Annotated in this window: 17 protein-coding genes; 3 read left to right on the top strand and 14 right to left on the bottom strand. The window is 40.9% G+C overall.

Features of this window, described 5'->3' with window-relative positions; all coding sequences use genetic code 11:
* Nucleotides 1-149 precede the first annotated feature (149 nt).
* The 13 genes from ruvB to Q4567_RS01775 form a co-directional block, all read right to left on the bottom strand.
* Complete coding sequence (ruvB, locus tag Q4567_RS01835) at nucleotides 150-1,160, bottom strand: Holliday junction branch migration DNA helicase RuvB (protein ID WP_303499129.1); 1,011 nt, start codon at nucleotides 1,158-1,160, stop codon at nucleotides 150-152.
* Between the two features lie 154 nt (nucleotides 1,161-1,314).
* On the bottom strand, nucleotides 1,315-1,938 hold the full coding sequence (ruvA, locus tag Q4567_RS01830; protein ID WP_216048349.1) for a Holliday junction branch migration protein RuvA: 624 nt from the start codon (nucleotides 1,936-1,938) through the stop codon (nucleotides 1,315-1,317).
* Nucleotides 1,939-1,986: 48 nt separating this feature from the next.
* Nucleotides 1,987-2,511 carry a crossover junction endodeoxyribonuclease RuvC gene (gene ruvC, locus Q4567_RS01825; protein ID WP_216048348.1) on the bottom strand — a complete coding sequence of 175 codons (525 nt, stop codon included), beginning with the start codon at nucleotides 2,509-2,511 and terminating at the stop codon, nucleotides 1,987-1,989.
* Complete coding sequence (gene nudB, locus Q4567_RS01820; protein ID WP_303499127.1) at nucleotides 2,502-2,972, bottom strand: dihydroneopterin triphosphate diphosphatase; 471 nt, start codon at nucleotides 2,970-2,972, stop codon at nucleotides 2,502-2,504. Before nudB ends, ruvC begins: the two co-directional genes overlap by 10 nt.
* Nucleotide 2,973: 1 nt before the next feature.
* Entirely contained in the window at nucleotides 2,974-4,740 is a 1,767-nt protein-coding gene (gene aspS, locus Q4567_RS01815) for an aspartate--tRNA ligase (RefSeq protein ID WP_303499126.1), read from the bottom strand.
* A 298-nt stretch (nucleotides 4,741-5,038) separates the two neighbouring features.
* Nucleotides 5,039-6,394: a sigma 54-interacting transcriptional regulator gene (locus Q4567_RS01810; RefSeq protein ID WP_216048345.1), complete on the bottom strand. Its 1,356-nt coding sequence runs from the start codon at nucleotides 6,392-6,394 to the stop codon at nucleotides 5,039-5,041.
* Nucleotides 6,391-6,963 (bottom strand): hypothetical protein, encoded by a 573-nt coding sequence (locus tag Q4567_RS01805; RefSeq protein WP_303499125.1) that lies wholly within the window; start codon nucleotides 6,961-6,963, stop codon nucleotides 6,391-6,393. Before Q4567_RS01805 ends, Q4567_RS01810 begins: the two co-directional genes overlap by 4 nt.
* Complete coding sequence (locus Q4567_RS01800; RefSeq protein ID WP_216048343.1) at nucleotides 6,960-8,366, bottom strand: HAMP domain-containing sensor histidine kinase; 1,407 nt, start codon at nucleotides 8,364-8,366, stop codon at nucleotides 6,960-6,962. Before Q4567_RS01800 ends, Q4567_RS01805 begins: the two co-directional genes overlap by 4 nt.
* A 198-nt stretch (nucleotides 8,367-8,564) precedes the next feature.
* Nucleotides 8,565-8,828, bottom strand: a complete 264-nt coding sequence (locus Q4567_RS01795) for a hypothetical protein (protein ID WP_252729088.1) — start codon at nucleotides 8,826-8,828, stop codon at nucleotides 8,565-8,567.
* Between the two features lie 401 nt (nucleotides 8,829-9,229).
* Nucleotides 9,230-9,682, bottom strand: a complete 453-nt coding sequence (locus Q4567_RS01790) for a TerB family tellurite resistance protein (protein WP_303499124.1) — start codon at nucleotides 9,680-9,682, stop codon at nucleotides 9,230-9,232.
* Between the two features lie 148 nt (nucleotides 9,683-9,830).
* On the bottom strand, nucleotides 9,831-10,283 hold the full coding sequence (locus Q4567_RS01785; protein ID WP_303499123.1) for a GNAT family N-acetyltransferase: 453 nt from the start codon (nucleotides 10,281-10,283) through the stop codon (nucleotides 9,831-9,833).
* 3 nt (nucleotides 10,284-10,286) lie between these two features.
* Entirely contained in the window at nucleotides 10,287-11,930 is a 1,644-nt protein-coding gene (locus Q4567_RS01780) for a fused response regulator/phosphatase (RefSeq protein WP_303499121.1), read from the bottom strand.
* Nucleotides 11,931-11,944: 14 nt separating this feature from the next.
* On the bottom strand, nucleotides 11,945-12,250 hold the full coding sequence (locus tag Q4567_RS01775; RefSeq protein ID WP_303499120.1) for an STAS domain-containing protein: 306 nt from the start codon (nucleotides 12,248-12,250) through the stop codon (nucleotides 11,945-11,947).
* A gap of 206 nt (nucleotides 12,251-12,456) precedes the next feature.
* On the opposite strand from Q4567_RS01775, the gene yciH reads away from it, so the two are divergent.
* The 3 genes from yciH (at nucleotide 12,457) to pheA (ending at nucleotide 15,098) form a co-directional block, all read left to right on the top strand.
* Nucleotides 12,457-12,780: a stress response translation initiation inhibitor YciH gene (gene yciH, locus Q4567_RS01770; protein ID WP_216048583.1), complete on the top strand. Its 324-nt coding sequence runs from the start codon at nucleotides 12,457-12,459 to the stop codon at nucleotides 12,778-12,780.
* A gap of 27 nt (nucleotides 12,781-12,807) precedes the next feature.
* A complete protein-coding gene (locus tag Q4567_RS01765) occupies nucleotides 12,808-13,608 on the top strand; it encodes a response regulator (protein ID WP_216048339.1) in 801 nt (266 codons plus the stop codon).
* Nucleotides 13,609-13,916: 308 nt separating this feature from the next.
* On the top strand, nucleotides 13,917-15,098 hold the full coding sequence (gene pheA / locus Q4567_RS01760) for a prephenate dehydratase (RefSeq protein ID WP_216048338.1): 1,182 nt from the start codon (nucleotides 13,917-13,919) through the stop codon (nucleotides 15,096-15,098).
* Nucleotides 15,099-15,173: 75 nt separating this feature from the next.
* Here pheA and tyrA read toward each other — a convergent pair whose 3' ends face one another.
* Nucleotides 15,174-16,319 carry a bifunctional chorismate mutase/prephenate dehydrogenase gene (tyrA, locus tag Q4567_RS01755; protein ID WP_303499118.1) on the bottom strand — a complete coding sequence of 382 codons (1,146 nt, stop codon included), beginning with the start codon at nucleotides 16,317-16,319 and terminating at the stop codon, nucleotides 15,174-15,176.
* Nucleotides 16,320-16,323 lie beyond the last annotated feature (4 nt).

Here is a 16,323-nt window from a genome sequence, read left to right as displayed (position 1 = left end):
CGTCGTTCTCTTGACTAACGCAACGAATTTTCGAAGCGGTAGTCAGAAAATGTGTCAATTTTTGTTGATAGATGTGTTCCCTGGAATTTTCCTTTCCAAATACTTGTTGCTTTGCCCGCGATCTTCGCGGGCTTTTTTTTGCCTGTAGATTAATTTTGTGGTTTGTAGTCTTTACCAAAATGCAAGAAAGCGCGCTGTGACACTATTCGTCCTCGAGGGGTTCTTTGTAAAAATCCCTGTTGAATAAGAAAAGGCTCTATTACATCTTCGATGGTTTCTTTTTCTTCACCAATAGCAGCTGCCAAGTTATCCAATCCCACTGGCCCGCCCATAAATTTGTCGATAATGGTAAGTAACAGCTTGCGGTCCATGTAATCAAAACCTTCTTTATCAACGTCAAGCATATCCAGTGCTTGGGCGGCGATATTTTCAGATATATCACCGTCAGCTTTGACTTCTGCAAAATCTCGCACCCTGCGCAGTAAACGATTAGAAATCCGAGGAGTACCTCTAGAACGCCTTGCTATTTCTAAAGCCCCCTGTTCGTTGATGCTAAGGTTTAAGTATTTTGCTGAGCGTTTAACTATTTGCGTGAGATCTTTGAGATTATAAAACTCCAAACGCTGAACAATACCAAATCGATCACGTAAGGGAGAAGTAAGAGAGCCTGCACGGGTAGTAGCACCAATTAATGTAAAAGGGGGAAGCTCTAACTTAATTGAGCGAGCGGCTGGTCCCTCACCTATCATTATGTCTAATTGATAATCTTCCATTGCTGGATACAGGACTTCTTCAACAACCGGGCTCAAACGATGTATTTCATCAATGAATAACACATCATGTTCTTCTAGATTAGTTAATAAAGCGGCTAGATCTCCTGCCTTTTCTAAAACGGGTCCAGAGGTGGTTTTAATATTCACCCCCATTTCGTTAGCAACAATATTCGCAAGTGTGGTTTTACCTAACCCTGGAGGACCAAAGATAAGTAAGTGATCTAGTGCGTCACTGCGATTTCTGGCGGCTTGAATAAAAATATCCATTTGTTTACAGACATGATCTTGCCCAGTGTAGTCGGCCAGTAATTTAGGTCGGATTGCACGGTCCACCGCTTCGTCTTCGGTGTCTGCCATGGGGTGGATTAATCGATCAGCTTCAATCATGAATGTATCTTCTGGTTAATATTTCGCATAGGGTAAAAGCAATTTTTGACGCGCTTTAGTTCATTTATTGCAAGTTCACAAACGACACTAAACAATAGTGTTTTTTTATACAGTAAATTGTAATATCTGTACAGTCTAGATTATGTTGCGAAGGTTACACCATCGAACGCAATGCTTCACGGATCAATTCTTCGCTACTAATGCCTTCTCGATACACCGAGTTAATCGTTTTCGCCGCTTGCGCAGGTTTATAACCCAATGCAACCATCGCACTTAGTGCATCTTCTTTTACGTCAGTTGGCTTGATTAGGCTATCTTGAGGCGCTTCTAATTGCATCGGTGGTAGATGGTGTTTTCCGTCGCCTTGCTCTTCTAGCTTTTTAAGGCGATCGCGCATTTCAACCACAAGTCTCTCGGCAGTCTTTTTACCGACGCCCGGTAATTTCACTAACCCAGAATAATCATCATGACTAACACACTGAATAAACTGCGATGCCGACATACCTGACAAAATTGTTAAGGCTAATTTGGGACCTACACCATTTACTTTGATCAACTCTCGGAACAAGGCTCGTTCAGATTTATCTGCAAACCCAAACAATAATTGTGCATCTTCGCGGACCACAAAATGAATATAAACTGTGGCTTCATGGCCAATTTCTGGCAACTGATAAAAGCTGGTCATGGGGAGTTGCACTTCATAACCTATGCCACCCGCTTCAATCAGAATTTCAGGGGGTTGCTTTTCTAATAGTTGGCCTCGAATTAAGCCGATCATAAACACGTCCTATTATGCTGGGTAATGTAATTGGGTATTTAGGAATGGTTATTTCCTCAATCTACCACGCACGGTCTTGCTAGCTTGACCAGCAAGCTTAATTAAAGTTTGGTAACTATGTCCATGGCACAATGCCACAGCAAGTGCATCCGCCGCATCTGCTTGTGGTTTTTTGGTTAACTTGAGTAAGTAGGTGACCATGTGCTGAACTTGGTTTTTTTCAGCGCTACCCTTGCCGACGACACTTTGTTTAATTTGGCGTGCCGAATATTCAGCTACCGGTAAATCAGCGTTAGTCGCTGCCACAATAGCCGCGCCCCGTGCCTGACCGAGTTTTAATGCAGAATCTGGGTTTTTCGCCATGAAAACCTGTTCTATAGCAAAGAACTGCGGTTGAAACTGGCAAATTATTTCAGTCACACCTTTGTAAATTTGATTCAATCTTGGGGCCAGCTCATCACCTTGAACACGGATACATCCGCTGCCAAGATAACTAAAGGTATTGCCTGTTTGTTTAATAACACCGTAGCCTGTTATCCGTGAACCGGGATCGATACCGAGGATTATCGACATGCTTTTTCCACAGCAACTGTTAGCGCAGAATTGGGTACGAATTTTTCAATTGCCACCTTGTTGGTTGGTGACCAGACTTTTTCGATTGCCAATTCTTTAGGCAACCATTGATAGGATAAATGTTCGGTTAACTTAATGTTTTCATCCCCACGCACTTGCAAAGCAAACACATGTTCAGTGTTGAATCGGCAGTCGGGAGGATATCGATGTTGCCATATATCACGAATGGGATACTGATTGACACTTCGACAGTCCACAAGCTGAAGCTTATTTAGCGCTACATTTATACCTGTTTCTTCTTCCACTTCACGAATTGCAGTTTGTAATGGCAACTCCCCCGGTTCGAGTGTACCTGTCACGCTTTGCCAAAAATTAGGATCATCTTGACGCTGCATGACGAGTACATTTGCTGCCCCGTCAAAAATGACAACTAAAGCAGATTCCGGACGCTTAAACGCCATACTATTCGGCTTTTTTCTCTATGACTGTTGCAATGGATAGTTCTTTCAACTGCAAAGGGTTAGCTTCAGATGGTGCATCAGTTAAAGGACATGCAGCAGTGGTTGTTTTCGGGAATGCCATCACGTCTCTAATTGAAGTTGCACCAGTCATTAACATCACTAAGCGGTCTAAACCAAACGCAAGACCAGCGTGAGGAGGCGCGCCAAATTTAAGGGCTTCTAATAAGAAACCAAATTTCAATTCAGCTTCTTCTTCACTAATTCCCAACAAACGGAATACTTCAGATTGCATAGATTGGTCGTGGATACGCACCGAACCACCGCCTAGTTCGACACCATTAAGTACCATATCGTAAGCATTAGAAATGGCGGTAGCAGGGGTCTGTGCTAGCTGAGAAGGTGTCATATCACGGGGGGCTGTGAATGGGTGATGTAGCGCATGGAAGTCTCCATCTACCTCTTCAAACATGGGGAAGTCAACAACCCAAAGAGGCTTCCACTCACCTTCAAGTAGGTCAAGATCTTCACCCAACTTCAAACGCAGAGCGCCCAAAGCTTCAGTAACCACATTGGCACTATCTGCACCAAACAAAATAATATCGCCATCAACAGCGCCACAACGCTTAACAATCCCCATGGCAACATCTTCGCTCAAGAACTTCAATATTGGTGACTGCAAACCATCCATGCCTGCGGAAAGATCATTGACCTTCATCCACGCTAAGCCTTTAGCACCGTAGATGCCGACAAAACTGCCGTAATTATCGATGTTTTTACGAGATAAAGCTGCGCCACCAGGAACACGGATCACGGCAACTCTGCCTTTAGGATCGTTGGCTGGTCCAGCAAACACTTTAAATTCAACATCTTTAAGTAAGTCAGCTACGTCAACTAACTCAAGAGGGTTACGTAAATCTGGTTTATCACTACCAAAACGACGCATTGCATCGGCAAAGGTCATGTGAGGAAATTCACCAAGATCGACATTTAACATTTTTTGGAATAGCTGTTTAATTAAACCTTCGGTTATAGACATCACACCTGCGGCATCTAGGAAGGTTGTTTCAATATCAATTTGGGTAAATTCAGGCTGGCGATCAGCACGCAAATCTTCATCGCGGAAACACTTAACAATTTGATAATAACGATCCATTCCTGACATCATCAACAACTGTTTGAACAGCTGAGGAGATTGCGGTAGTGCGAAAAACTCACCTTTGTGAGTGCGACTTGGCACTAGATAGTCACGGGCACCTTCAGGTGTCGCTTTGGTTAGAATTGGCGTTTCAATGTCTAGGAAACCTTCACCTTCGAGGTAACTTCTTACCGCACTGGTTACTTTAGCGCGAAATTTTAAACGATCGCTCATAATTGGGCGACGTAAGTCTAAATAACGGTACTTTAGACGCTGTTCCTCTGAGTTTTCTTGGTTCCAATCTAATGGCAAAGCGGCAGATTTATTAAGTATAGTCAGTGCCTTACCTAATATTTCAATCTCGCCAGTGGACATATCTTTATTAATCTGGCCTTCAGGACGACTACGAACCAAACCACTGATTTGCACACAAAATTCATTACGCAGACTATTCGCAGTGGCAAATACATCTTCCAAATCAGGATCATAAACTACTTGTACGATACCTTCGCGATCACGTAAATCGAGAAAGATAACACCGCCCAAATCACGACGTTTATTTACCCAGCCACATAATGTGACTTCTTGACCTATATAACTTGCGTTTATGTTTCCGCAATAATCTGTGCGCATGAAAAGCCTCTGTTGCCAGTACATAACCAATAATTTTATAAATTATGTCATGTAACTAAAAAATTATGGATAAAATCCGAAAGGATTGAAAAGCCGCATAGTATAAACAAATCCGCGCCAAAGCACAGTCTTGAGAGTAACATTTATGGGGGATTTTACTTCAACCGATGAAAAATCCTCAGTAGTGGCAGAAAATTTAACTAAATTAATCTTGTGTGCTGTAAACCAAACACCTTGAAGGCTAGATTCGCTCCCTCAAATTATTATTTGAAAGAGCGAATATAGTGCTTATTGCGGATTAGGCGACTTCAGGTTTAAAGTCACTTGAATGTAAATCGTGTTTTTTCATTAATTTGTGCATATCGGTTCGATTTCGCCCAGCTAATTCCGCCGCACGAGTCACATTACCATCCGTCATTTTCAGCAATTTTAACAAATAGTTTTGTTCAAACGCGTCTCTGGCTTCAGTTAATGTTGGCCATTTTTGCTCAGAAGCCGACAGTGCTTGCTCGACTAAATGCGAGGCAATAACCGATGTTTGTGTTAACGCTACACATTGTTCTACCACGTTAACCAATTGTCTGACGTTACCAGGCCAAGGTGCAGTAGCTAAAAGCTGCATTGCATCATCAGAAAAACGGCTGACATTAACGCCATGGCGTTCTGCACTTTTGGCTAACAGATAGCGCGTTAATAATGGAATATCTTCTGAACGTTCCCGTAAAGATGGCAAGGTTAAATTCACCACGTTTAAGCGGTAGTACAAATCTTCACGGAAGTTTTGCTCTTGCATTTCTTTGGTAAGATCTTTATGAGTAGCAGATATCACTCTTACGTTAATTGGGATCTGTTTACTGCTGCCCACAGGACGAATTTGCTGTTCTTGCAAAGCCCTTAGTAACTTAACCTGCAAAGGTACCGGCATATCACCGATCTCATCCAAGAAAAGCGTTCCGCCGTCAGCTTCACGAAAAAGACCTTGATGCTCGTTGACCGCTCCAGTGAAAGCCCCTTTTGCATGACCAAATAATTCAGACTCCAACAAATTTTCTGGCAATGCACCACAGTTAATGGCTACGAATGGTTTGTTCCCCCGAGTACTGGCTTTGTGTAATGCTTTGGCAAGCAACTCTTTACCGGTTCCACTTGCGCCACTTATCAATACACTGACGTCGCGCTTGGCAACTCTGAAAGCTTGGTCAAGCAGTTGCTCCATCTGCATCGAGCGGGTGATGATTTCTTCACTCCAAGTTCCATTTTGAGCACTTTGACTTTGACTCACTGCTTTGACTAATAACTCTCGCAACGCTTCATGATCAATCGGCTTGGTGAGAAAACCAAAAACCCCTCTTTGCGTTGCTTCAACGGCATCTTGAATAGTGCCATGGGCAGTCATTAAAATGACTGGAATATCGCGGCGAAGGGATACAATTTCTTCAAATAAGCTAAGACCGTCTAAGCCGGGCATACGTAAATCACTAAGAACAACATCAAAACTCTGGGTATTGAGCAATCTTAGTGCCTCTTTACCACCTTCAGCTGTAGCAACTTGATAACCCTCTCCTTGCAATCTGATAGTCATCAAACGCAACAAATTTTCATCGTCATCCACTAACAATATACGTGGTAATGCGTTTGTTTCAGATTTGCTCATTGGCTTATCCCCTCTTTTTTCTCCATCATAGATGCCTCAATTTTTAATAATTGGTCGATTTGCTGTTGCTGTTCAAACAATCTTTGTTGTTGAACATCTAGTTCTTTCGATTGATTGGTATTCATCCGAGTGAGAATCGTCAAAGCAGATTCAAACTCTAATAATTCCTGACTTGGCCGATAAACCAACACAAATAACAGCTGTTTCATTTGTTCGGTAAGCGAAGGAATCAAGTCATCAGCCCAACCTTGCGCTCTTAATCTATTTTGATACGGCGTACCTTTGCCTTGGCTTAACAGGACTTTTTTCATTAACTCGCCCGTTGAATCTCCTAGCTGATTTATTAACTCTTTTCGTTGTGTCCAAGAAAGAGTGTCGTGTTCAACCCAGAAATCTAGCCAATATGTCAGTTCACAATTATGTTCAACCGCTGAATCAGCCACAAACAAACAAAATTTATTCTGCTCTGGTAAAATGACCTGTGTTACCGGTACGGCTTCTTTAGGTGTGATTTCACATCCAGCCAACCCAATAAAACAGCCTAAAAGCAATAATGTTAACTTTTTCATGCCGCCACCTCGTCTTGTGGCAAACTTACTCGCATGCATACGTCTGCGTAGTCAACATCAACAATTTCAACAGTGCCATGCATCATTCGTGCACAATCTGCAACTATAGATAAACCTAGCCCCGATCCTATCACTCTATCGTTACGTCTATGTTCACCACGTTTGAAAGGTTCAAATAGTGATTTACGCTGTTCCATTGGAATTTTCCGCCCACGGTTAGCCACATCCAAAATTAAGGTATCCTTTTGTTTATAAAGCTTAATATCTATAGGACGACCTGCCGTGCCATGGGCTAAAGCATTCGACAAAAGGTTATCAATTATTCGTCTATATAAATTGGGATCTACAGTCATATCTATCACTTTGTTATCAACATTCACTTCATTTTTATGCTGTTGTATTGCTAAAGCGTTATCGATTAATGCTGCTTCTAGCAAACTTTTAGTGTCTGTTTTTTCATACACAGGCTTAGCCTGTTGCAATAGTAAGTTGTAGTCAAGTAATTGTTCAATGAGTAAATTCAATCGCTCTGTACTGCTGGTTAATAAACTAACCACTTCTTTTTGTTGATCATTTAGCGGACCAACAACACTTTCAGAGAGTAATGAACAACCTTCTTTGATACTTGCTAAGGGAGTTTTAAGCTCGTGGGAGGCATGCCGTAGAAGCGCATGACGCAAATGTTCAAGTTGATTTAAGCGATCGGCTAACCAGTGTAATTTGTGCTCCACTTCGATCAATTCTTTAGGACCGGAGGTAGAGACTTTAGGCAAGGTTTCTGATTGTTTGGCAATTTCACTGATAATGCGTTCAATTTTTGTCACCGGCGAAAGAATCAATTGGCTCGCAAAAATGATTAACAACAATGAAAACGTGACCAGTAGAGCCGTAGACCAGGCTTGAGTTTGTTGCACCGAATTTACGTAGTCTTGTTGTTGTTTAATGCGTTCATCGAGTAACGAATCAACTTGTTGCTGTAACTCTTCAATAGAGCGACGAAATTCCGCTAATTGCGCATCGAGTAAGAGTTTATCTTCGATTTGGCCGTTATTTTCAAACCATGCTATGCGTTTTTGTAAAGCAGAGCAGACGTATTCACTGGGTAATTCAGCACACACGTTAACTAGCTTGGTTTCAAGCCGACTGATTGAATTATCAGTCAGTTGCTTTAATTCAGGCTTTTTTAATACGTGATATTGGCGGATCAATCTTTCCACATCAATGGCGATATTCTCCATATCACCGATTTGTCGTGCCATGGTTACTGAAAACTGAGCTTCACTGGCCGCAATTTGCGCCATTTTAGTCAACGTACTTTGGCTATGCCATAGCAACACAGCAAGAGGAATCAGCGCGATAAGAAAACTGATTAATGTGAGTTGTCGTAACGATCCAATTTGCATTTTCATACCTTAAACTACTTCGTACAAATTGGAGTATCCTATGTCAAAGACGTAAATGAAACCAAACAAATAATGAGTTTTTCATAAAGAACCTCAACATAAGGTTTTTTAGGGAAGTAACACGGTTTCAGAGCCGAAAAAACCAGAATGTTGAGGTAAAAAGGTTAAGCGTCAAAAATTAACGAACTCGCTGCTTAGCTAAGCTTTTTTGTTAATTTGTTTAATTATATTTGATTCGGACAACTCTTCGGCACTGATCTTTCCATCACCATTAGTGTCAATTTTGCCAAACGCTGCCAACAAATTAGGATCCGCGACCGCTTCTCGAATACTGATCATACCGTCTTCATCTAAGTCCATTTCGGCAATAAGATCGGATTGGGCATGGGCTACACTGCTAACTACCGGTTGCAGCATCATCATGCCCGCAAACATTAAGCCCGTAAAAATAAACTTTTTCATACAACAATCTCCATTTGAACTGCTTAGCGAAAAGGAAGAGGCATCCTTGCCATGCAATGCGATTAAACGCATTCAGAATGACTTAAAGTAAGTTGCAAACGCCATCGCAGCCAATAACAAAACCGTTATTTATAAGTCACCTTCGCTGTGTTCTTCCTTGAAAAGCCGTAGGAACCAGTACAGCTATCACAGTTACACCTAGGGGCTATAACATGTTTTATGCCAGACTTGAATTACGTAATATATTCAATTACTTACAGTTAATTTTCGTTAGAAGGAACAGTGAAGCCAAGTGCTACCGTTACTTTTTCGCAACACCAACCGTTCAAGATTAATATTATCTTTACAATTCAATTGGTTAGCATGTCTTCAATCAATGACAATTGGCATTTTCACTGGGGTTAAGAGGTACTATCTGTCACTTTGAGTTTACTTTGTATGAATTGACTGTGGGGTATATGCAATAGATCTGAGATACGACGGATTAGGTGAATTTCGTGCACATCAAGGTGTTTATCGGCATAAGCCACCCGCCACAATGATTCTAAAATTTGCAGCTTTTCTGGCACATCACAGTGTTGGTTGATAGTTCTGGTAAACTGGTGGTAATCCACCGCTTGCCCTGCTTTATCTGAGGACAACTTGATTAAACTGTCTAGTTCATTGGCTGATAAATCAAAATGCTGTTTAAGTAATGTTTGATAAGCTAGTTGTTCCGACTCTTCAAACTTGCCGTCAGCCCGCATGATCTCATACAAAAGTACGGCTGTGGCTAATTCAACGGTGTGCTTTTCTGACACAGGTTCATTTTGTTGTAATTGTTGCTCAAACCAATCACCTAATGCTTTAAACATAAAAACTCCTACATTTTTAAAGCGAAATGTAAAAATAATACCGCTACTAAACGCAAAACAAGAGGTTTGGGCTGAATGGACTAACATTTACGTTTGCTGACCCAATTTAAGGGTGGTATTCAAATTCCACCCTAACCTTTAATCGTATTTAGTTTTCAGTCTCAAACATATAATAATGACTCGCTTTCATGCCAAGTTTTTTATAGGTTTCTTGAGCCACCAAATTATCGTGCTCAACATATAATCGAAAGCCACAAACCCCTTGGGATTGTTCAGCTAATTCTTTTACTTTTTGATATAGCATTGAATATACGCCTGTGCGTCTGTTTTCAGGACGAACATACACACTTTGAATCCACCAAAACTGGCTATTTCGCCAATCACTCCATTCCGAGGTCACCATTAAACTTCCAGCAATAGCACCATCATCTTGCTCGGCAACTAAATAAAAACCCTTTGCTCTGTCTTTAATAAGTGCGCTGACGCCGGCACTTAATACATCACCTTGCAGTTTTTTTTGTTCAGTTTCCCAAGCCATTGCTTGATTAAAATCCACTAGCGCTTGGATATCGGCTTCTGAAGCTTGTCGTATTGTTATCACTATTTACACCTTAATTTTCGCTGATACAGAGCGTCCTTGATCGGAATATTGAACGCTTTGACATAATGTTTTAATTAGAGGAATTCCCCTGCCATAGGTATCCGAGTCTTGGCTTGCCTGAATTTTTTGAAAGTCAAAACCCTCCCCCGAGTCCGATAAATTAATCGTCAAAATATTGATATTAGGGGTAAAACTAATCGCGATTTTGATTTCGCCTTGAGTCAATTTCGCTAATCGTTGATTACGCAGTTTAAAATATTCGAAGAACCCTTCAGTGGACTTTTTAATATCTGAATTTAATTTCAAAATACCGTGATCTAAAGAATTCATAAACAATTCGCTAATCACAGTAGATAAATCAGAACGCACTTTTTGCATACCCAACTGGCTACACACCATCACCACAACATCATATATTGGCGTAAATTGGGTTAACTGTTCGACTTTCATATCAACACTAATGTTAAAGGGTAATCGCGTAATTTCGATTTCAGCTTTTAAATCATCAAGATTTTGGCAGGTATAACTCACGAAGGTTATGTCGTCTAGTTGCTCGGCTTTTCCTCTATATTTTTCAGTTCGCTGGATAATTTGTTCTACAGTCATCAAAGGATTGGATGCCAACCAACTCATTACCACCTCTTCCCCTAACATTTGTTCTTCAGCGTTGGTAAGCTCAATAACGCCATCGGAGTATCCTATTAATCTGTCACCGATTTTTGCATTAAAGTATTCAACATTTTCCTCAAACTCATCGACTTCAAGAATCCCCATTGCCATATGCGACGAAATAAATCGTTTTGATATGCGCCCCTCAGGCGTCATAACGGTGAGGTCTGGCATGCCTCCATTCCAAACAGAAAACTGATGACCTGACGCTGAAATTTCAACGACAACTGCCGCAAAAAACATATCTGAGGGCAGCAATGCTAAAAGAATTTGATTGAGGGTTTGTGAGATTTCAGAAACTGAAACGCCTTTTCTAGACATCGCTTGAAATGCTCTAGCCACAGGAAGCGCACCAATAGCTGATGCTAAACCATGACCGGTAAAGTCACCCATTAAAAAGTACATGCCTCCAGAGGGACTAGGTTCAGTTAAAAACACATCACCATTAAATGTACTGGCCGGGGCTAAGCGATAGTCAAAATATTTCGTGGTGGCTTGATTGATAGTTAAGGCATTCGCAAAAATATGTTCAACAATGGCGTGCTCTCGTTCTACGCCCCTGCGAAAATAATTTAATTCGGCATTTTGCTTATTGGTGCGAATACTCAATAGTCGAGTACGGGCATGGGCTCTTATTTTTGCGGTTAAAATAGTTCGGTCAAAAGGTTTGGTAGCAAAATCATCACCGCCCACTTCAAGACATCGAGCTAACGCAGGCTGATCATCCATGGCGGTAATAAATATCACTGGTAGGTAGATATCACCTGCCATTTTTTTAAGAAGCGGGGCCACGTCATACCCGTCCATATCAGGCATAACCACATCAAGTAACACAAGGTCTGGACGAATATTTTTAGCTAATTGCAGCGCTTCTCTACCCGACTCAGCTTCGAAGCAATCTAAATATCCAGCCTCTTCTAACATATGAACCAGCATGAACCGATTCAGGGATTCATCATCAACTATTAATATACGCAAAGGTATTGACTCATCTAGGTCATATCGAACTTTTTATCAAAACGTGAAATCTTTAAAATTTTAGCCACTTGTGGACGACTGTTAGCAATTTTAAAGGTGGTAACTTTATCCTCCATCGCTTTTTGCATATTCAACAACATACCTAATGCGGAACTGTCCAAGTATTCTGTATTCGACAGGTCTACTATGATTGTTTCAACATCATTTGAAGCGGATAAATAAGCGTCTCTAAATTCTTGTACTTTGCCAAAATCGAATTTTTCTTCCATGTAGATTATTAGCTCTTTTCCTCCGTCACCGGGGCGGGTCTCCAAGCTCATTTGTGACTCCATTTTTTACTTCTTGCTAAATTGCCCCTACTTTCGCACACAGATTCTATTTGGCAACTCTTTTTAGTATAGCCAAGATAAATTTGTTTCAGCGAGTTAGTTTGTACCAGTTAAATGCATTGATCATTCTGATGTGGTTTTAATAGGTGCATTTTTTGTCTAAACTGGAGATATCCTTAGATTCAATTATTTCACATATGTCACAAAATAATCTTGTATACAGCACCGGCATCGGTAGATTAGAACCTCAAGTAAAAGAACAACCGAAATCAAAAAACACTGATGGGATAGTCAGGATTCGCCGCGAAACCAAAGGCCGGAAAGGTAAAGGTGTGACCACCATAGATGGCGTTGACTTACCAGCAGAGGCTTTAAAAAATCTATGTTCTGAGTTAAAGAAAAGCTGTGGAACAGGCGGTGCTATTAAAAACGGCGTGATCGAAATCCAAGGTGATAATCGCGATAAAATTAAACTGCTTCTAGAGAAAAAAGGTCTAACAGTCAAACTTGCAGGCGGTTAACCTTTACAACATCACTTCAGGATTTTTATGAACCATATTTCGTTGAGCGACGTCAATATTCTACTAATTGAGCCATCTGACACCCAAAGAAAAATCATTTCATCTTTGTTAATCAAAGAAAATGTCGGCTCCGTAGATTCTGTCTCCACTCTTGCAGAAGCTAAAAGCGTACTAAGATCTCACGGTAGTGATGTGGTGGTAAGTGCTATGTATTTTGAAGATGGAACAGGTTTAGATTTAATAAAACACATTAAAGGTAACGTGGAAACAGCCTCAATTCCTTTTATGTTAGTGAGTAGTGAAAATCGCGTCGCCAAATTAGAAGAATTTAAACAGGCCGGTGTCGCAGCCATTTTACCTAAGCCTTTTGAACCCTTGCATCTAGCAAGAGCATTAAATGCCACTCTAGACTTAATTAATTCTGAAGAATTGGATTTAGAATTGTACGATATTAAGGATGTGCGAGTGCTATTAGTGGATGACAGTCGTTTGGCGAGAAATCATATTCACCGCGTATTGGAGGGCATGGGATTAAGCAATATTAAAGAAGCTGAAAATGGCGCAACAGCACTGACTCTGCTCAAAGATAATATTTTCGACTTGGTTGTCACTGACTACAATATGCCAGAAATGGATGGTCGTGAATTATCTGAGTATATCCGATTTAATCCGGACACCTCGCATATTCCAATCATTATGGTAACCTCAGAAGCCACCAATAGTGCTCACATGGCGAATATCCAACATACCGGTGTTAACGCGTTATGTGACAAACCCTTTGAAGCACAAGAGGTACGTAAAATTCTTGCCACTTTGTTAGGTAGTTAACGGTTAATTCAACGAAGTTACATTGAAATTAGCAATAACTAATATCATCTTGAGATTGACAATATGGCGTTGAATTAATAGATTCTGCTCACCACTATCAAATCCAGTGATGAAGCTAGCTTGCAACTGGTTTCTTTACTCCTTTGAAGAACTTACAGATAGTTATTATATTTACCTGAAAAAGGCGCTCAAAACCGGTTTCATTACTTTTATCCACGGCCAATGGGAAAATATGATAATCCACTAGTTTTCTGCAAAGCCTCCATAGTTGGAGGCTTTGCATTTATAGTTTAAATAAAGTGAATTTTATGTCGACCTCAGAACTACAAAAATTACGAGAACAAATTACCGCTCTTGACTCCGAGTTACTGGAGATGTTGGCAAAACGTCAACAATATACCAACAGTGTTGCGGAAACAAAAATTCGCAATCAAATTCCGGTTAGAGATCATATACGAGAAGAAGAGCTTTTGATCAGGTTGATCAAAAAAGGACAAGAGTATGGCCTAGATCCACATTACGTCACGCAAATATTCCACGTAGTGATTGAAGACTCAGTACTCAACCAACAGGCACTGTTAGCGGAACGAGCCAATCCAGGTAGTCGTCTGCCATTGAGCCGTGTTGCATTTTTAGGTGATAAAGGGTCGTACAGTTATTTAGCGACACAAAAATACTTTTCTAGAAGAGCTGGCGAATTGTTAGAAATTGGCTGTTCTAGTTTTGCAGAAATTGTCGAAAAAGTGGAATCTAATCAAGCTGACTATGCGGTACTACCTATCGAAAACACAACATCGGGCAGTATCAACGAAGTTTACGATTTACTGCAGCATACTAGCTTGTCAATTGTTGGTGAGCTAACTCATCCGATAAATCATTCATTGTTAGCATCAACAGATACGGATATTAGCAAAATAAAAACACTGTATGCCCACCCTCAAGTCTTTGCTCAGTGCAGTTATTTTTTAGCGGAATTAGGGAATGTAGAAGTTAAACCCTGTGCCAGTACCTCGGCAGCAATGTTAATGGTTAATCAACTTAATAGTGAATCTGTGGCAGCAATTGGCAGTGAGGCGGGAGGTAAGCTTTACGGCTTAGCTGCAATAAAGTCGAATCTGGCTAATCAAAAAGAAAATCATAGCCGCTTTATTGTTGTCGCTAGAAATGCAGTGAAAGTACCATTACAAGTGCCTGCTAAAACGACGTTAGTTATGTCAACAGTGCAAAAACCAGGGGCCCTAGTTGATGCTTTATTGATTATTAAAAATAATCAAATCAATATGACCAAATTAGAATCTCGACCAATCACGGGCAACCCATGGGAAGAGATGTTTTATATTGATGTAGAAGGTAATGTACAAGATGGGCCGATGCAAAAAACCCTAGAAGAATTAGCAGCAACGACCCGATACTTTAAGGTGCTTGGCTGTTACCCTAATGAAGAAATAAATGCGACTAAAGTCGCCGCAGTAAACGCCTTAACGGCTTAGCACTGCTAGGCATAAAAAATGCCCCTAATAGGGGCATTTTTTTGTTAACGCAAAAACTGTAACATCTACCTAATGTTAGGAATTAACATCCATAACTCTGTCATCGTCGGCCTTCAATAATAGCTTTTTACTGCTAACCAAACATTGCTTGGCGTAAGGGCCAAACCAATGTCCGATACTAAAGAATTGTTTAACAAATTCACCTTTGTCACCTTCTTCTAATAGTTTTAAAGCATCATCGAAACGATCACGGAAACGTTTAAGCAAACCTATACTTTCAGCATTGGTGAAAATGATATCTGCGTATAACTCGGGATCTTGCGCGAATAATCGGCCAACCATTGCCAACTCTAGGCGGTAAATAGGCGAACTAAAGGCAACTAACTGATTCAGATCAGGATCTTCACCGGCTAAGTGAGCGCCATACACAAAACTACTGAAATGGCGCATTACCTGAATAAATGCCATGGCATCATCGTGCTCTTTTGCCGTGCTTTCATGCACGATAGCACCCCAGATTTTGATTTGTTCAACCAACCATTGATATGTTTCAGGTTGTCTTCCATCGCACACCACAACCACTTGTTTTACCAAGCTTTGTACATCTGGACCAAACATAGGATGTAAGCCAACAACAGGCCCTTTGTGGCAGGCCATCATAGCTTTGAGCGGGTTAAGCTTAGTACTAGTCACATCGGCTAAAATACAATTTTCCGGCAATAATGGACCTAGTTTTTGAATAATAGATTCAGTTATTTTGATAGGCACGGCTACCAACACTAACTCACTGTTAGCGAGTATATCTGCAGCATTTGGCCAATCGCTTTGTTCGAGCACGGTCACTGCATAGCCACTTCGGGTAAACATATCCACAAAAATACGTCCCAAAGCCCCTGCTCCACCGACTACCACAATTTTTTTAACTTCAGGGGCTTTACACAGATATTGGTTATTCTGAGTTTGGTATGACTCTCGCATTATTCTGCGTAGCAAATCTTCGATTAAATTCGGCGGAACGCCTTTGTCTTGTGCTTCGTCTCGGCGTTTTGCAATCAGTTCAGCTTCCCGCGTAGGAACATAAATAGGCATACCAGTGCGACTCTTAAACTCGCCAACTTGAGTGGTCAAACTGGCTCGTTGAGCCAGTATATCGACCAATTGGCTATCTAATTTGTCAATTTTGACGCGTAATTCATCAAGCGAAATGGGTTTGTCTGGCATGCTA

Origin of the sequence: Aliiglaciecola sp. 2_MG-2023, assembly GCF_030548145.1 — a bacterium.
GTDB classification, from domain to species: domain Bacteria; phylum Pseudomonadota; class Gammaproteobacteria; order Enterobacterales; family Alteromonadaceae; genus Aliiglaciecola; species Aliiglaciecola lipolytica_A.
This window is presented reverse-complemented; position numbering and strand designations above follow the sequence as displayed.